The sequence below is a fragment of the Devosia ginsengisoli genome, assembly GCF_024707105.1.
In the GTDB taxonomy this organism is placed as follows: domain Bacteria; phylum Pseudomonadota; class Alphaproteobacteria; order Rhizobiales; family Devosiaceae; genus Devosia; species Devosia ginsengisoli_A.
Window position 1 is genome coordinate 118,166 of sequence record NZ_JANQAJ010000005.1, and the last position, 15,665, is coordinate 133,830.

Here is a 15,665-nt window from a genome sequence, read left to right on the forward strand (position 1 = left end):
AAATCTCCCAAGTCCGTTCTCAACTTGACATTGTCCGGTTGTCCGGACATTGTCAAGCAGGTGCTGTGGATGTGTTGAAAAGGCAGGGAGACGATGCGGGAAAATGTGATGGCGGCGCGCTGCCTGCTCTTCGTGCCGGGCAATCGGCCGGACCGGTTTGAGTCGGCTTTGCGCGCCTCGCCCGAAGGCATCATCATCGATCTCGAGGATGCCGTCACCGCAGGTGACAAGGATACCGCGCGCGCCAACGTGCTGCGCCTGCTCGTTGAGCGCCCCGCAAAGGACGGGCCGCCGATCCTCATACGCATCAACTCGCCCGATACGCGGGCCGGATTGCACGACCTCCTGAGCCTCGGCGAAGGTCTCGCCACGGCTGACAGCGTCGTGCTGCCCAAGGTCGAGGCGCCGCGTGATGTGGCCCTGTTGCGGGCACATCTGGCGCGCGCAAATCTTCCCATCCTGGCCCTGGTCGAGACCGCCGCCGGTCTCGACCACGCCACCGCGATTGCCCAAGCCTTGCGCCCCGGTGATGCACTCGGCCTCGGCGGCGCCGATCTGGCCGCCGATCTCGGCGCCACCCTTGCATGGGAGCCGCTGCTGCTGGTGCGGAGCACACTGGTCCTGGCGGCCCGGCGCCGGCTGGCTTTGTTCGACGTACCGCTGCTGAATCGGGACCCGGGCTCGGCTCTTGCGGAAGAAGCCGTCCGCGTCCGGGCGCTCGGTTATACCGGCAAGCTCGCCATCCACCCCGACCAGGTCGGTCCCATCCACGCCGCTTTCGCGCCTGATGCCGACGAGATCACCCACGCTCGGGCCATACTCTCCGCCTGGACCGGGCAGGGCGTCACCACCCTCGACGGCCTGATGATCGACGCACCCGTTGCCGCCATGGCGCGTCATACATTGCATCGCGCAGGGCTGGCCTCATGAGCGACACGACCTTCGCCGCCTTCCACCCGGTGAGTGACACCTGTATCCGCGAAGCGATGGGCTTGTGGTTCGAGCAATTCGCGCCCGGCCAGGTCTTCGATCACCGCCCCGGCATCACCGTGTCGCAAACTGCTAATGCTAATGAGGCCCTGGCCAGCCTCAATCAGGCGATGATCCATTTCGACCACCACTATGCAGAGGCCACCGAATTCGGCGTGCCGCTGGTCGTCAGCACACTGACCCTGCAATATGCCATTGGCCTGGGCTGGAAAACCTTCGGCCGTCGCCGCCGCATTCTCGGCTTTTCGTCCATCCGCCTCATCGCCCCGGTTCGTGGCGGTGATACGCTCTATGCCCGCTCCCGCATCATTGCGACAGCGCCGCTGGCCGACGATCCCGATTGCGGCGCAGTCGAGGCCGTCATCGCATTGCTTCGGCCCGATGGTGCCACCATTGCCGATATCGGGTGCACCTTCGCCATCTATCGCCACGGCACGGCCAGCGGACTGCCGGCCAGTTTCGGAGCCTGACATGCGCTATCCCTCCCACCAGCAACAGAGCGACGGCGCCCTTGGCGAGATCATCGGCATCGACTTCGCCCAGTTGCAGCCCGGCCTCGTCATCGAGCATCGCCCCGGCTTCCTGCTCGATTGGCGCGAAGCGCGCGCCCGCGCGCTGATCGCCGGCGACCATGCCCCGGTCCTGGTCGATCCCGAAGCCGCCGCCTTTGCCGGCGAGGGCAGGGCGGCCATCTCGGAAACCTGGTTGGTCAGCCTCCTCGTGGCCGCGACCACTCGCGCCTTCGGCCGCGTCGTGGCCAATCTGGCCTGGGAAAATGTCGCCTTCCCCGCTCTCGCGCGCGACAGCGACTATGTGCTCGCTCGCTCCGAAGTCCTGTCCCGACGCGATTCCGCATCTCGCCCCAGCCAGGGCATCGTGCGCGTCAGCACCAGCGGTGCCACCGCCGATGGTCGCATATTATGCAGCTACGAGCGCACACTGCTGGTCTATTGCGATCACCATGGGCCGCATGCCGAGGCCGGCTATTTCTAGCCGACCCGCATCCCGTCGGCCGCGAAAATGTGCACCCGATTGATATCAGGCAGGATCGAAATCACCGATCCCGGCTGGATGGGCTCATGGTCGCGCAAGGCGCAGACCAGCATCTGCTTGCCCACCTGCACATGAACATGGGTTTCCGGCCCCGTCGGCTCCACGGCCAGCACCTGCGCCGCAACGCCTGCCGGGTCCAGCCGCATATGCTCCGGCCGGATACCGTAGGAGCAGGGGCCTATGGTTCCATTCGCCGGCACTGGCAGCGCGATACCGCCATCGAGCCTGAAGCTCCCATCGACAATCTCGCCGCTCAGCAGGTTCATCGACGGGCTGCCGATGAATTGCGCCACGAACGTATTGGCCGGCTGCTCGTAAAGCTCGATCGGCGTTCCCGTCTGCTCGATCAGCCCGTCCCGCATCACCACGATCTTGTCGGCCATGGTCATGGCCTCGATCTGGTCATGCGTGACATAGACCATGGTCGCCCCCAGCTTCTGGTGCAGCGCCTTGATCTCGATGCGCATCTGCACCCGCAGCTTGGCATCGAGGTTGGATAGCGGTTCGTCGAACAGGAACACCTTGGGACTACGCACGATGGCGCGGCCCATGGCGACACGCTGGCGCTGCCCGCCCGAGAGCTGGCGCGGGAACCGTTCCAGATATTCCGTCAGCCCCAGAATGGCGGCGGCTTCCTCGACGCGGCGATTGGTCTCGGCCTTGTTCACCCGGCCCAGCGACAGGCTGAATCCCATATTCTGCCGCACGCTCATATGCGGATAGAGCGCATAATTCTGGAACACCATGGCGATGTCACGATCCTTGGGCTTGACCTTATTGACCACGCGCCCGTCGATCCCGATCTCGCCCGCTTCTACGCTTTCCAGCCCCGCAATCATGCGCAGCAGGGTGGATTTGCCGCAGCCGGACGGCCCGACCAGGATGGTGAGTTCGCCATCCCTGATGGAGAGCGAGACCCCCTTGATGGCCTTGACCGAACCGTACAGCTTCTCGACATTTCTGATCTCGACATCGGCCATAGCGGCCCCCTTATTAGTGAGCGGCAGGCGGCTTCAGGCCGGCACTGGCGCGTTCAATCCAACCATGGTCACGAAGAGCAAGGCCGCGACCTTGCCGGGATTTTTCCACGCATGCGGCGTGGCGCGTTGCACCAGCACGTCGCCTGGGGTCAGGGCGATTTCCCCGTCCTCCATCACGGCGGTGACTTCGCCTTCGAGCACCAGCACATAGTCGATGCTTGATGTCACATGCATGCCGGGATGGCGCGTCATCCAATGCGTCGGCCGCTCCTGGCCGATAGCCGCCGCGGCGCGCGCTGCGGCCTCAGGGTCGCTCCACCTTTCGGCATCGGGCGGAATGCGGACCAGCCGGCAACTGGTGCCACCCGGTCCAGGGGCGAACGAGGGCACCGCGTCTGCATCGGCCGCGTCCCCGGTCGGCACTTGCGCCGTGCTCGACCAGATTTCGTGTATCCCGCCACCCCCGCCAGTGGCCAGGGAACCGCCATCCTGGTCGATACTGACGATACGCGACCGGCCCTCGACCATCCCGGTAATGATGCGGCGTGGTGCGGCGATCAATTGCGCCCCCCATCGACGAACCAGCTCTGGTTGGTGCAGAGCCTTGCGCTGTCCGACGCCAGGAACAGCACCATCTCGGCGACATCGCCCGCCAGGATTTCATCGGGGATGCATTGGCCGTCGCGCCGGCGCTGTTCGGCCTCCGGCGACCACCACAACTGCCGTTGCTTTTCGGTCAGCACCCAGCCGGGCACCACCTGGTTCACCCGGATGCGATCCCGCCCCAGTTCGCGCGCAAAAGCCCGTGTCAGCCCGAAGACACCCGCCTTGGCCGCGCCATAAACTGGCATGGCGGCCGCACCGATATAGGCGGCATGCGAGCCCATATTGATGATGGCGCCGCCGCCCGAAGCGGCCATGCCCTTGCGCAGATGCTTGGTCATGAAGAACTGGTGGCGCAGGTTCACCGCGATCAGCTCGTCGAACCGCGCCTCGTCCACGCTGTCCATGTCGTGGCGCACGTCATTGGCCGCATTATTGACCAGTACCTGCACCGACCCGAGTTCGCTTTCGATCCGCGCGCAGGTCTCGGCGATGCTGTCTACCGAGGTCAGGTCGCAGCGATAATAGCGGCTTTCACCCTTGCCTTCCCGGGCCACGCTCTCCTGCAGTGATGACGCGCTGGCATCATCGATATCGACCATCGCCACTTTCGCCGCATGGCGGGTGAGCCGCGTGACGATTTCCGCCCCGATGCCACTGGCGCCGCCGGTCACCACCGCCACTTTGCCGGCCAGGCCCGCATAATGCGATTGTCCCGGCGCCGTCATGGTCTTGTTCCCGTCCATGGCCCTACCCTTTCACCGATCCAGCCGTCAGTCCGGCCACGATCAGCCGGTTGGCCAATATCACCAGCAGCAGCACCGGCAGCAGTTGAACGGTAACCCCCGCAAAGAGGACACCCCAGCTCGTGCCATAGATGGCGTCCATCACCTCGGACAGCACCAGCGGCGCCGTCTTGGCCTGGGATGTGGTGAAGATCAGCGCGAACAGGAATTCATTCCAGGCGAAGATGAAGACGAAGATCGCGCCTGCCGCCAGGCCCTGCGCCGTCAGCGGCAGGATGACCCGCATCAGGATCTGCCACTGGCTGGCGCCGTCGATTTCCGCCGCCTCGTCCAGTTCGCGTGGAATTTCGTCGATGAAGGTCTTGAGGATGACTGTGACCAGCGACACCCAGAAGGCCGAATAGAGCAGGATCAGCACGATATGCGTATCGCTCAGCCGCAGCCATGAGACGATTGGGAACAGCGGCAGCGTGACCACGATGGGTGGCAGCAGGCGTATCGCGATCATGTAGAGCGCACTGGCCGCGATGAGCCGGCCCGAATAGCGCGAATACACATAGCCGGCCATGAAGCCCACCGCCGTCGTGAACACGGTAGCCCCGATCGATACGATGATGCTGTTGCCAAGCGTCTGGAAGAACTCGCCGAATTCCAGCCACAGATCGACATAGTTCTGCAGCGTCGGCGTGAACAACCATTTCGGCGGATAGGCGAAGATGTCGCCGGGCGGCTTGATCGAAGACACCACCACGAAGGCGATGGGGAACAGCGACCAGACGGCAATCACGACGATGGTCAGGATTTTGAGCGTACGGGCGACGATATCAGACATTGCCGTTCCTCATGCCGCGATGCATGAACCACAGATAGACGGACGCAAACAGCAGCGTGCCGACGACCATCAGCCAGCCGGTAGCTGCCGCCGCGCCGAAATCTCCGGTGCGATAGGCATCCCGATAAAGATAGACCGCCAGCACCTCGGTCATGCGTGCCGGTCCGCCGCCAGTCAGCAGCCACACTTCCGAAAACAGCCGGAAGGCGAAGACGAACCGGAAGATGATGGCCACCAGGATGGTCGGAACCAGCAGGGGCAGGGTGACCTTGAAAAAGGTCTGGATGGCCCCCGCCCCGTCGATTGCCGCAGCTTCATAAAGCGATTTGGGGATCGCCATCATGCCGGCATAGATCAGCAGGAACGAGAAGGGCAGGTGCTGCCACACGCTGATAATGCCCACCAGCACCAGCGCGTCGGAGGGCGATACGCTCCAGTTCAGCCCCATCCCCAGATCAATCAGCGTCCGGCCGATCATGCCGTAGCTGGGATTCATCAGCGATTTCCACACCAGCACCGTCACCACTTCCGAAGCAGCATAGGGCACCAGGATGATGGCGATCAGCACCGGCCGGAACGGCACGCCCGAAACCAGGACGGCGGCGATCAGCGTCGCCAGCAGGATTTCCACATAGACGATGCCATTGACCACGAAGAAGGTGTTCTTGGCCGCATTCCAGAAGCTGGGATCGGCGAAGACATCGAAATAATTGCTCAGGCCCACAAAGGTCAGCTGCGTGCCGAAGGTCGAGTCGTTGAGGCTCAGCCACAGGATATACACGGCCGGAATGGTGATGGTTAGGGCGAGCAGCAGGTGGGCCGGAGCGGCCAGCAGAAACGCGCCTCTGTCTGGTGTCTTCATGCAAGTTTCCAATCATGCCTGGGCCGGGCGTCGGGAGCGCAGGGCGCTCCCGCAGCGGGGCCGTGCTACTCCTTGAGAGCCAGGTAGATGAGTACCTTGACCTTGGGCTGATCACCCGACAACCGCACCTTAAGGCGCAGCCAGTTGCCGAATTCGCGCTGCTTGAAGCTGACCATGACAGGCTCGGCGGCGCTGGCTGCAAGCACGACCGGATCGGGTCGCTCTTCGTCATCGCACCAGACCAGACCGTCGGGTGAAATCTGCGGCATGGCCTCGATCCCCGCTCCGCTGCCGCTGGCATCGAGGATGCGGATGAACCAGCGAGCCTCGCTCGCCCACCCGGCCTCGAAGGGCTCGGTGCAGAAGGCGTCGCTATAGGTGTTGCTCTGTTCCAGAACAGCCGAAAAAAATCTGCGCATTACCATCACCAGTCCACCGATACGACGGCCGAATCCACCCACAGGAAATTCCTGACATTGGTGTGGGTGCGCACGTCGAGACAGAAATTGAGCAGCCGCTCGCAGCCCCAATAGGGGTGTTCGTAAAGCGGCACGGGAATATCCCGCAGGTCGAGCGTCAGGTCATTGACCTGCAATTCGCGGTTGCGGCGCGTTTCGGTGTCGAACACCCAGCGCAGGTAGTGCCAGTTCGCCTTGGTGGGAATTTCATTGTAGCACAGCGGCTGGTGGCCGCCTGGCACCTCTTCCCAGTCCTCCGGATTGATCACGTGATAGTCGACCGGCGAGGCGGCGGTGCCGTTGCGCTCCATCTTGGTCGTGGGCTGCACCGAGGTCTTGTAGTACCACTTCTGCACCAGCTTGCCGGTATCATCCGAGTTCATGTAGCGCAGCGCACAGTGGTAGCGCTCGCCATTCTCGCCCTCGCCAACATCATTGCTGAGCGTGAAGTCGCCGAACGATGACGCCGACACATCCTGGTTGCCGTCCCAACTGCCCGTATCGGCGCCGCTGGGCTTCAGCACCGTCTCCGCCTTGAATGTGAAATACATCTCGAACTGTACGGCGCCACGCTTGGCATAGGTGAAGCGCTTGATCGCCTGGCTCATATGGCCGGGCGTCGGGCGGGTCGCCAGCTTCATGGCATAGGTGCCGTCGATCGAGCCATGCGTGCCCGTATCGAAGAAGGTCATCGAGCTGAGCTGGGGCGGGCGCAGGTCGCGGGCCTTGGTGCGCAGATTGTCCAGGTTGTTGTCATGATTTCCGCTCAACTCGCACCAGCCATTGGTGCCGTTGTCGAAGTCGTTGACGAACAGGATTCGTGACAGTGGATTGAACCGGCTGAGGGTCGTATCGCTGCTGCGCAGCGCCCTCGTAAACGCTCGCTCCATTTCGTCTTCCATCCTGCACCTGCTGAGTTGAGCTAAATCTTTCCTTGCAAACGCGATGAAAGCGCTTACATATTGCGTCGATATCTGTTAGGACTTGGGCTGTCAAGGGTTGAGGAAGCGCCCCGCGCATGGTTGAAGTGTTCAATGAAGTCAGGCTCGAAGGCACCGTCCATGCGGGATGGAAAGTCGCATCGCATGGAGGATGTGGCAGTCGAGGCCAAGGTGTCCCTGGCCACGGTTTCCCGTGTCTTCAGCCAGCCCGATCTGGTGTCGGAAGAGACCAGACAGCGTGTGCACGAGGCTGCCGCGCGGCTGCGCTATCTGCCCAACCTGATGGCGGGCAGCATGGCCGGCAAGCGCTCGCGCATCGTCGGCGCGCTGGTTCCCGCCATTGCCAGTCCCATCTTCTCCGAAACCATCAGCGGCCTGTCGAGCGTGTTGCGGGAAGCGCGCTACGAACTGATGCTCAGCCAGAGCGGCTACGACCCGGAGCAGGAGCTCTCCATCCTGCAGGCCTTTCTCGGTCGCCGCGTCGATGCGATCGTGGTGGCCGGTGCGGTGATCACGCCGCCCAGCCGCGAATTGCTGCTCAATGCCGGCACGCCCGTGGTGGAAACCTGGGAACTCATCGCCGAGCCAATCGACATGGCGGTGGGCTTTTCCAATCCCGACGCGGCGGCGGCTTCGGCGCGCTTTCTCATCGACAGGGGCTATCGCCGGCTGGGTTTCATCGGTGGTACGGATCGCCGCTCGATGCAGCGTCTCGAGGGCTTCGGCACGGCGGTAAGCGAGGCTGGCCTCGCCGCTCCGCAGGTGATCAGCATCAAGTCGCCGGCGCCTTCATCCTTCATGGAAGGTGGCGCCGCCATGGAGCGGATGCTGCGTCAGGACCAGAAGGTGGATGCGGTCTTTTGCACCAACGACCTGCTGGCGGCCGGCGCGCTGTTCGAATGTCAGCGCCGCGGCCTGGCTGTGCCGGGCGACGTCGCCGTGATGGGCTTTTCCAACCTCGATATCTCGGAGGTCACCGTGCCGGCCTTGACCACCGTTCAGGTGGGTGCCCGCGAGATCGGCAGCCATGCTGCGCAGATGATTCTCGATCGGATCGAGGGGCAGGGCGCCCGTCCCGTTCCGCTCGATACCGGTTTCTCCATCATCGAGCGCCAGAGCACCTGAAGCTCGACACGACCCCAAACCCCTTTATTGCGGGCGCCTTCACGCGTGCCTGCTTCCTCAATCTCCCAGCCGCAGCGGCCGGGGATCACGCCAGCATTTTCTGAATCCAATGGGAGGAAACCTCTGATGAAACTTGCCAGACTTATCGCCGCTACGGCGCTTGCGGGTATAGCCCTGATCGGGCCGAGTGCCGCGCAGGACGCCACAACGCTCACCATCATTTCCCACCGCGTGCACGAAAACGTGGCGCGTGGCCTGGGTGCCGGCTCGGGCGGTGGCGACATCATGGGCGAATGGGCCCAGGAGCATAACGTCAATCTCAACTGGATCACCGCCGACATCGATCCGCTGCATGATCGTCTGCTGCGCGAACTGACCCTGCCCCAGGGCTCGATCGACGTGGCCTTCATCATCAACAAATACGCTACGCCCCGCCTCACCCGCATGCTTGAGCCGCTCGATGCCTACCTGGCCGACCAGCCCATCGAGGAGGCCGACGGCATTCCGGCAAAGCTCCTGTCCGGCCTGACCCTCGACGGTCATGTCTTCGGTATCCCCTTCCGCCACGCCACCACCGGCATGCACTACAACATGGCCAATATCGAAGCGGCCGGGCTTGAAGGTCCGCCTACCTCGATCGAGCAGGTGGTTGAATATGCCCGCGCGCTCACCCGCAAGGATGAAGATGGCAACCAGGTCTACGGCCTGACGGTTCCCGCCGGTTCCGGCCCCTTCGCCATCCTGTCGCTCTTTGCCGGCTTCGGCGTCGAATTGTTCGATCAGGACATGAACGTCACGGCCAATTCGCCTGAAATGATCGAAGCCCTGACCACGATGCGTGCCCTGTTCGAGGAGGGCGTCCTGCCGCCCAACCTCGCCACGCTCAGCATCGACGAGGTCATCACCCTGGTCCAGCAGGGCCGCACGGGCCTGGCTTTCGACCCCTTCGCCCGCTACGGCACGTTCAACAGTGCCGATGCCGCCAAATATCCGGGCCAGGTACTGGTTGCCGCCATTCCTGCACGGGAAGGGGCCGAACCGGCTGTCGTCGCCATGACGGAAATCTGGGCCATGGTGATCCCGGCCAATTCTCCCCATAAGGAGCTCGCCTGGGACTTCGTCCGCACCCTGTCGGGTCCCGACGCCACCATCCGCGCCGCGGTCAACGGCAACGGGCCTATCCACCCATCCGCTTATGACGACGAACGCGTCCAGCAGATGCTGCCCTATTGGCAGGCCGAAGCCGAAGCTATCGCCAACGCCGTCATGCTGCCCTCGCACTATGATGCCGCGGCCGAAACCGGCCAGATCTTCATGGAAGAGTTCCAGTCGGCCGTGCTCGGCTTCAAGTCCCCCGAGGACGCCGCCGCCGCCATGCAGCAGCGCATCGAAGCGCAGTTCGACTGACGCCATCCCGGCGCCCGGGGCCTCGCTCCGGGCGCCTTTCCCTGCCCGAAATCCCATTCCTATGCCTGTGCCGGAGCTTGTGTCATGGCCGAATTGAACGCGCCGGATCAGGTCGACTATGTCATTGTCGGAGCTGGCTCAGCGGGCTGCGTGCTGGCAGCCCGGCTGACCGAAAAACCCGGCGTCACCGTTGCCCTGGTCGAGGCCGGCGGCCCCGATTCCAATCCCTGGATTCGCGTGCCCCTCGGTTTCGGCAAGCTGGTCCGCAATCCGTCCGTGTTGTGGGACTATCGCACCCAGCCCGAACCCGCCCTGGATGGCCGGCAGTTGAGCTTCCCGCGCGGCCGCGTGCTTGGCGGCTCCAGCAGCGTCAATGGCCTCGTCTGGCTGCGCGGCGCCCGCCAGGATTTCGACGACTGGGCCGAAGCAGGCGCATCCGGCTGGTCTTTCGAAGACGTCCTCCCCTATTTCCGCCGCTCCGAACGCATGCTGGCGCCCTCCGAGGATACGGCGCTGCATGGCTATGAAGGCCCGGTGCCCGTCTCTACCGGCAGGCCGTCGGCTGCCGCGCGCGCTTTCGTCGCTGCCGCGCAGGAGGCTGGCCACTCAGCCAATCCCGATTTCAACGGTGCGCGCCTGCATGGTGCGGGTTTTGCCCCCACCAATATCGTGCGCGGCCGCCGCGTCTCCATGGCCGATGCCTATCTGCGGCCCGCCTTGCGCCGGCAAGCGAAGATATTTTCCGTGCTCGGCGCCACGGTTACCTCGCTCATCATGGAAGAGGGCAGGGCGGCCGGCGTCAGGCTGCGCCTGGCCGATGGCAGCCGGCATGTCATCCGCGCCGGGCGCGAGACCATCCTCGCCGCCGGCGTCACCAACACGCCGCAACTGCTTATGCTGTCCGGAATCGGCCCGGCCGGGCATCTGCGCGATATGAACATCGCGCCGCTGGTCGATCTGCCGGTCGGCGATGGCCTGCAGGACCATGTCCTGGCGCGCACCGGTTATCACAGCCGCGATGTCCTCACCCTCAATGGCGTCATGAAAAATCCGCTGCGCCAGGTCGCGGCCGGACTCGAATATGCCTTCGCCCGCCGCGGCCCGCTCGCCATCGCCGCCACCGAGGCCTGCCTTTTCGCCGATATCCTGCCGCGCGTCGAAGCGGTCGCTCCCGGTCATGCGCCCGATGTGCAGATCCAGTTCGCCAATTTCCTGATCGAGGATTACCAGCGTGGCCTCGGCCCGACACAGGGCTTCGTCTATAGCGTCTGCGTCTGCCGCCCCCATAGCCGCGGCACCATCCGGCTCACGAGCCCTGATCCCGCAGCGCCGCCGGCAATCCAGGCGAACTATCTTGTCGACGAACGCGATATGTCCGCCACCCTGGCTGGGTTGCGGCTCTGCATGACTCTGTCAAAGCAACCTGCGCTCCAGGCCATAACCACCCGCCGCGTGGCCCCCATCAATGCCGATAGTGACGCCGACCTCGCCGCTTATGTCCGGGAAACCGCCGCCACCGTCTTCCACCCATGTGGCACGGTGCGCATGGGGCAGGGCGGGGACGCGGCCCTGACACCCGACCTGCGCGTCAAGGGCATCCGCGACCTGCGCGTCTGCGACGCCTCGGTCATGCCGATAATCCCCTCCACCAATATCCACGCCGCTACTGTGATGGTCGCAGAAAAAGCCGCAGACCTGATCTTGAGCGCATAGTTCCGGATAGACGTTGAGCCATTGCCGATCCGACAAGAATCTGATGTGCAGCAATGCGTTACACCCGTCTGTCACTGGTTCATTGCCGACGTGGCGGCGCTTACTGCCATTCCCCCAGTCTCTGGTATGGAAGAGAGAGATTACGCCTGATGGCCGACCCGAGAAACCGAGCCTGCCGCACTGCTCGGGGAGATTGTATGCTACGAAAGTGTCGTATTAAACCACTGGTATCTATGTCTATTTCTAAACCTGCGATGCTGTACTGACCTTCCGTGTATTAGCTGTAATGTGCGATGTATCGTCAATTGACGCTGAAGGACCTGTATCGTTTTCCTTTGCTGGCGGGCAGCTAAAGGGCTCTGGCAAGAACCTCCGGGCAAGCTGAAATATTTAAATAACACCGATATAGTCTGGAAATTGGCAGAAAATAAAGTTTCGATATTTGGATATACTGGAAAACAAAGTGGGATTTTGGGGAAGTCTCTTTCCCGGGAATCGAAAAAACCGTCCAGAAGATACTTGCCCACCAACCGATCTAGTCGTAGGTTGACGCCGATGCCCGCGCAGAAAGCGGCGTTGGTCCCCGAGATTCTGTTGAGGAGAATTTTGTATGCCTAAGTCCAACTCGCGTGTTGAGCGCGAGAATGATGATGTTTGCGTGGCGGAGGACAATGTCATCAACCGCCGTACCTTGTTTTCAGCCATCGCTGGTATGGGTGTCCTGGCCGCCACTGGGGCCGCGGTTCAGGCCCAGGAAGACGATGGCCCGGCACCTGGCGACATCCTGGTCAATTCCAAGGGCGGCGCCGTGCTGACGCCAGCCGATATCGATCCCACGGCCAAGACCGTCGTGATCGCCTATGCCCAGGATGCTGACGGCAACGTCAAGAAGGGTAACAAGAACAAGATCGCCGTGGTCAAGGTCGATGCCTCCAATATCGGTAGCGAATCCGAGGGCCGGGGCGTGGATGGCCTGATGGCCTATTCGGCCATCTGCACCCATGCCGGGTGCGAGGTGAAGTCCTTCCTCCCCGATAGGGGTGTCATGCGTTGCCCGTGCCATGGGTCGGAATTCGATCCGGCCAATAATGGCGTCGTGGAAAAGGGCCCGGCCAAGCATCGGCTGGCCAGCCTGGTGATCGCGGTCGAAAACGACCAGATCGTCATCAAGGAAGGATTTGACGCCGAAGTCGGCGCCCAATCGTAAAAAAATATTAGTTGGAGGATATTATGCAAGCCAAGCATCTTGGTTTTGTAGCTCTGGCATCCGTGCTGATGCTGGGCGCTGTTTACGCGCAGGATTCCTTTGGAATCACTGACTACCCCCCGGTCACTGATGACCAGTTGATCAATCCGGCGCCGGGCGACTGGCCCATGTATCGCCGGACCTATGATGGTCAGGGCTATAGCCCGCTCGACCAGATCAACAAGGATAACGTGGCCCAGCTCGTTCCGGCCTGGTCCTATTCGACCGGCGTCGTGGAAGGCCACGAATCCCCACCGGTCGTGGTCAATGGCGTGATGTTCGTCACCACGCCCGAGCACCATGTGTTCGCGCTCAATGCGGCCACCGGCCAGCTCTACTGGAAATACACGGCCGACATCACCGAGAACACCAACCCGTCCCACCCCACCAATCGTGGCGTGGCCGTGCTGGGTGACAAGGTGTTCTATGCCGCTCATGACGCGACGCTGGTAGCGCTCGACGCCAAGACCGGCGAAGAAGTTTGGTCCACCGAAGTCGCCAATGTCGATGAAGCCTATTACATGACACTGGCGCCGCTGGTTGCCGACGGCAAGGTGCTGATCGGCGTCTCGGGCGGTGAATACGGTATCCGCGGCTTCGTGGCCGCTTACGATGCCGAGACCGGCGAAGAAGCCTGGAAGACCTATACCATCCCGGCCCCCGATGAGCCGGGTGGCGATACCTGGCCGGAGGGTGCCTATGTGACCGGTGCTGGCTCGACCTGGTCGACGGGCAATTACGACCCCGAGAGCAAGCTGGTCTATTGGGGCGTCGGCAATGCCGGTCCCTGGATGGGTGACCAGCGTCCTGGTGACAACCTCTATACAGCCTCGACCATCGCTCTGGATGTCGAGACCGGTGAGATCAAGGGCCACTTCCAGTACAACCACAATGAATCGTTCGACTGGGACGAGGTCACGGCCCCGATCCTGGTGGACCTTCCCAACAAGGATGGCGAAACCGTCAAGGGCCTGGTCAATCCGACCCGCAGCGGCATCCTCTGGGCGCTGGAGCGCACCTCCGAAGGCCCGATCAACTTCATCTGGGGCGAGAAATACGTTCCGGGCGACGTGGTCACCGCCATCGATCCGGAAACGGGCCGCCTCAGCTATGACGAGAGCAAGAAGCCGTCCACGGGTACGACCAAGACCTATTGCCCGTCGGTCCATGGCGGTCGCGATTGGCCGTCCACGGCCTATAGCCCCGATACCGGGCTGCTCTACATCCCGGCCAACGCCAACATGTGCACCGAACTGACCGGCGCCGAAGTTGAATACGAAGCCGGCCAGCCCTTCATCGGTTTCGACTCGCTCGAATTCCAGGTGACCGACGATGCCGAATATATCGGCTCGGTCCAGGCCTGGGACGTAGCCACCGGCGAGATGAAGTGGGAGCACAAGTTCCCGCGCTCGGGTAACTGGGGTCCGATCCTGGCGACCGGCGGCGGCCTGATCTTCTCGGGCGGCACCAATGACCGCATGTTCCGCGCCTATGACGCGGAAAACGGTGATGTGCTGTGGGAACAGAAGCTCAACTCCGGCGTCATCGGCACGCCCTCGACCTTCGAAGTCGATGGCAAGCAGTATGTCGCCGTGCAGGCCGGCTACGGCGTTGATGCGGTGTTCAACAACACCGTGATTGCCGAACACTTCGGTATCAGCTCGGACGTGCCGCAGGGCGGCGTGGTCTGGGTCTTCGAAGTCAAGGACGGCGCCGTCGCTTCGGCGGAATAACGCGCATCGCTCCCCGGGACCGGTTCCCGGGGAGTTCTTTTCCGGTGCATTGCACCCCTAGGCGCCTGCGGGCGCAACTTTTGTTCAAAGTCATTGATAGGAGACCGACATGCGCCATACGTCGCACTGGTTGCTCGCTGCCTCCACCGCCGTCCTGGCGGTCCTGTCCACCCCGGCTCATGCCCAACTCGCCGAAGCTTGGCGCGCCGAGGGCTACGCCATGCCGGAATCGGTGGTCTATGACGAGGCTGGTGGCGCCATCTATGTCACCAACATCAACAGCCCGGACCAGTCCTCCAACGGCCAGGGCTATGTGACCAAGGCCAATCCGGACGGTTCCATCGCCACCGAAAAGTTCACCGACGGCCTCAACGCGCCGCGCGGTATCGATATGGCCAATGGCCGGCTCTACGTGGCCTCGAACGGCGAGGTTCTCGAGATCGACGCCACCAGCGGCGAAGTGCTCGAGCGCCATGCCGTCGAAAACGGCCTCTTCAACGACGTTCTCGCCCTGCCCGACGGGCGGGTGCTGGTCACCGAAACCATGAGCGGCTCGATCTACGCCATAGACAATGGCGAATTCAGCCAGTGGCTTGCCGATCCGGCCCTGACCGGTGCCAACGGACTGCTGCTGGTGGATGGCCAGGTGCTCGTCGCCTCGATCGGCGATCTCTCCGGCGGCTTCGAAAATATCAAGCCTGGCAACATCAAGTCCGTGAATCTCGAAACCAAGGAAATCACCGATTTCGGTTCTGCTGAACCCCTCGGCAATCTCGATGGCCTGTCGAGCCTGCCGGACGGCGCCGTGCTGGTGACCGATAACTTTACCGGCGACCTCATCAAGGTCTCGGCCGATGGCACCAGCGAAACGGTCGGCAATGCCGGTCCCGGCGCTGCCGATCAGGACAATGTCGGCAATGTCGTCGTCGTGCCGGTGATCCAGTCCAACGCCCTGGTGGCCTTCACCATCGAATAG

Annotated in this window: 16 protein-coding genes; 9 read left to right on the forward strand and 7 right to left on the reverse strand. The window is 62.8% G+C overall.

The features are described from left to right. Window positions 1–108 precede the first annotated feature (108 nt). From NVV79_RS02035 to NVV79_RS02045, 3 genes are read left to right on the forward strand one after another with little or no spacing between them, the layout of a single operon-like run. Window positions 109–930: a CoA ester lyase gene (locus NVV79_RS02035; protein ID WP_303985736.1), complete on the forward strand. Its 822-nt coding sequence runs from the start codon at window positions 109–111 to the stop codon at window positions 928–930. After that, a complete protein-coding gene (locus NVV79_RS02040) occupies window positions 927–1,460 on the forward strand; it encodes a MaoC/PaaZ C-terminal domain-containing protein (protein ID WP_303985738.1) in 534 nt (177 codons plus the stop codon). The genes NVV79_RS02035 and NVV79_RS02040 overlap by 4 nt, the downstream gene beginning before the upstream one ends. A gap of 1 nt (window position 1,461) precedes the next feature. After that, on the forward strand, window positions 1,462–1,983 hold the full coding sequence (locus NVV79_RS02045) for a MaoC/PaaZ C-terminal domain-containing protein (protein WP_303985740.1): 522 nt from the start codon (window positions 1,462–1,464) through the stop codon (window positions 1,981–1,983). On the opposite strand, the gene NVV79_RS02050 is transcribed toward NVV79_RS02045, so the two are convergent. The 7 genes from NVV79_RS02050 to NVV79_RS02080 form a co-directional block, all read right to left on the reverse strand. Then, window positions 1,980–3,023 carry an ABC transporter ATP-binding protein gene (locus tag NVV79_RS02050; RefSeq protein WP_303985743.1) on the reverse strand — a complete coding sequence of 348 codons (1,044 nt, stop codon included), beginning with the start codon at window positions 3,021–3,023 and terminating at the stop codon, window positions 1,980–1,982. The genes NVV79_RS02045 and NVV79_RS02050 overlap by 4 nt on opposite strands. A 33-nt stretch (window positions 3,024–3,056) precedes the next feature. Beyond that, window positions 3,057–3,584, reverse strand: coding sequence for a cupin domain-containing protein (locus NVV79_RS02055; RefSeq protein ID WP_303985745.1), 528 nt, complete (start codon window positions 3,582–3,584; stop codon window positions 3,057–3,059). Further along, entirely contained in the window at window positions 3,581–4,372 is a 792-nt protein-coding gene (locus NVV79_RS02060; protein WP_303985749.1) for an SDR family NAD(P)-dependent oxidoreductase, read from the reverse strand. The genes NVV79_RS02055 and NVV79_RS02060 overlap by 4 nt, the downstream gene beginning before the upstream one ends. A gap of 4 nt (window positions 4,373–4,376) precedes the next feature. Continuing rightward, complete coding sequence (locus tag NVV79_RS02065; protein WP_303985752.1) at window positions 4,377–5,204, reverse strand: carbohydrate ABC transporter permease; 828 nt, start codon at window positions 5,202–5,204, stop codon at window positions 4,377–4,379. Beyond that, window positions 5,197–6,066, reverse strand: a complete 870-nt coding sequence (locus tag NVV79_RS02070; protein ID WP_303985755.1) for a carbohydrate ABC transporter permease — start codon at window positions 6,064–6,066, stop codon at window positions 5,197–5,199. The genes NVV79_RS02065 and NVV79_RS02070 overlap by 8 nt, the downstream gene beginning before the upstream one ends. Before the next feature lie 65 nt (window positions 6,067–6,131). Beyond that, complete coding sequence (locus NVV79_RS02075; RefSeq protein WP_303985758.1) at window positions 6,132–6,485, reverse strand: hypothetical protein; 354 nt, start codon at window positions 6,483–6,485, stop codon at window positions 6,132–6,134. Between the two features lie 5 nt (window positions 6,486–6,490). After that, the gene (locus NVV79_RS02080) at window positions 6,491–7,414 is read right to left on the reverse strand and encodes a DUF6772 family protein (RefSeq protein ID WP_303985761.1); all 924 of its coding nucleotides are present in this window, start codon (window positions 7,412–7,414) and stop codon (window positions 6,491–6,493) included. A 195-nt stretch (window positions 7,415–7,609) separates the two neighbouring features. Between NVV79_RS02080 and NVV79_RS02085 the strand changes: the two genes are divergently transcribed. From NVV79_RS02085 to NVV79_RS02110, 6 genes are all read left to right on the forward strand, one after another. Continuing rightward, window positions 7,610–8,590, forward strand: coding sequence for a LacI family DNA-binding transcriptional regulator (locus tag NVV79_RS02085; RefSeq protein ID WP_303985764.1), 981 nt, complete (start codon window positions 7,610–7,612; stop codon window positions 8,588–8,590). Window positions 8,591–8,716: 126 nt separating this feature from the next. Beyond that, a complete protein-coding gene (locus tag NVV79_RS02090; protein WP_303985767.1) occupies window positions 8,717–9,997 on the forward strand; it encodes an ABC transporter substrate-binding protein in 1,281 nt (426 codons plus the stop codon). Between the two features lie 84 nt (window positions 9,998–10,081). Continuing rightward, window positions 10,082–11,710, forward strand: coding sequence for a GMC family oxidoreductase (locus tag NVV79_RS02095; RefSeq protein ID WP_303985769.1), 1,629 nt, complete (start codon window positions 10,082–10,084; stop codon window positions 11,708–11,710). A gap of 610 nt (window positions 11,711–12,320) precedes the next feature. Then, entirely contained in the window at window positions 12,321–12,917 is a 597-nt protein-coding gene (locus tag NVV79_RS02100) for a ubiquinol-cytochrome c reductase iron-sulfur subunit (protein ID WP_303985771.1), read from the forward strand. Between the two features lie 23 nt (window positions 12,918–12,940). Beyond that, window positions 12,941–14,689: a PQQ-dependent dehydrogenase, methanol/ethanol family gene (locus NVV79_RS02105; RefSeq protein WP_303985774.1), complete on the forward strand. Its 1,749-nt coding sequence runs from the start codon at window positions 12,941–12,943 to the stop codon at window positions 14,687–14,689. Between the two features lie 109 nt (window positions 14,690–14,798). After that, on the forward strand, window positions 14,799–15,665 hold the full coding sequence (locus NVV79_RS02110) for an SMP-30/gluconolactonase/LRE family protein (RefSeq protein ID WP_303985776.1): 867 nt from the start codon (window positions 14,799–14,801) through the stop codon (window positions 15,663–15,665).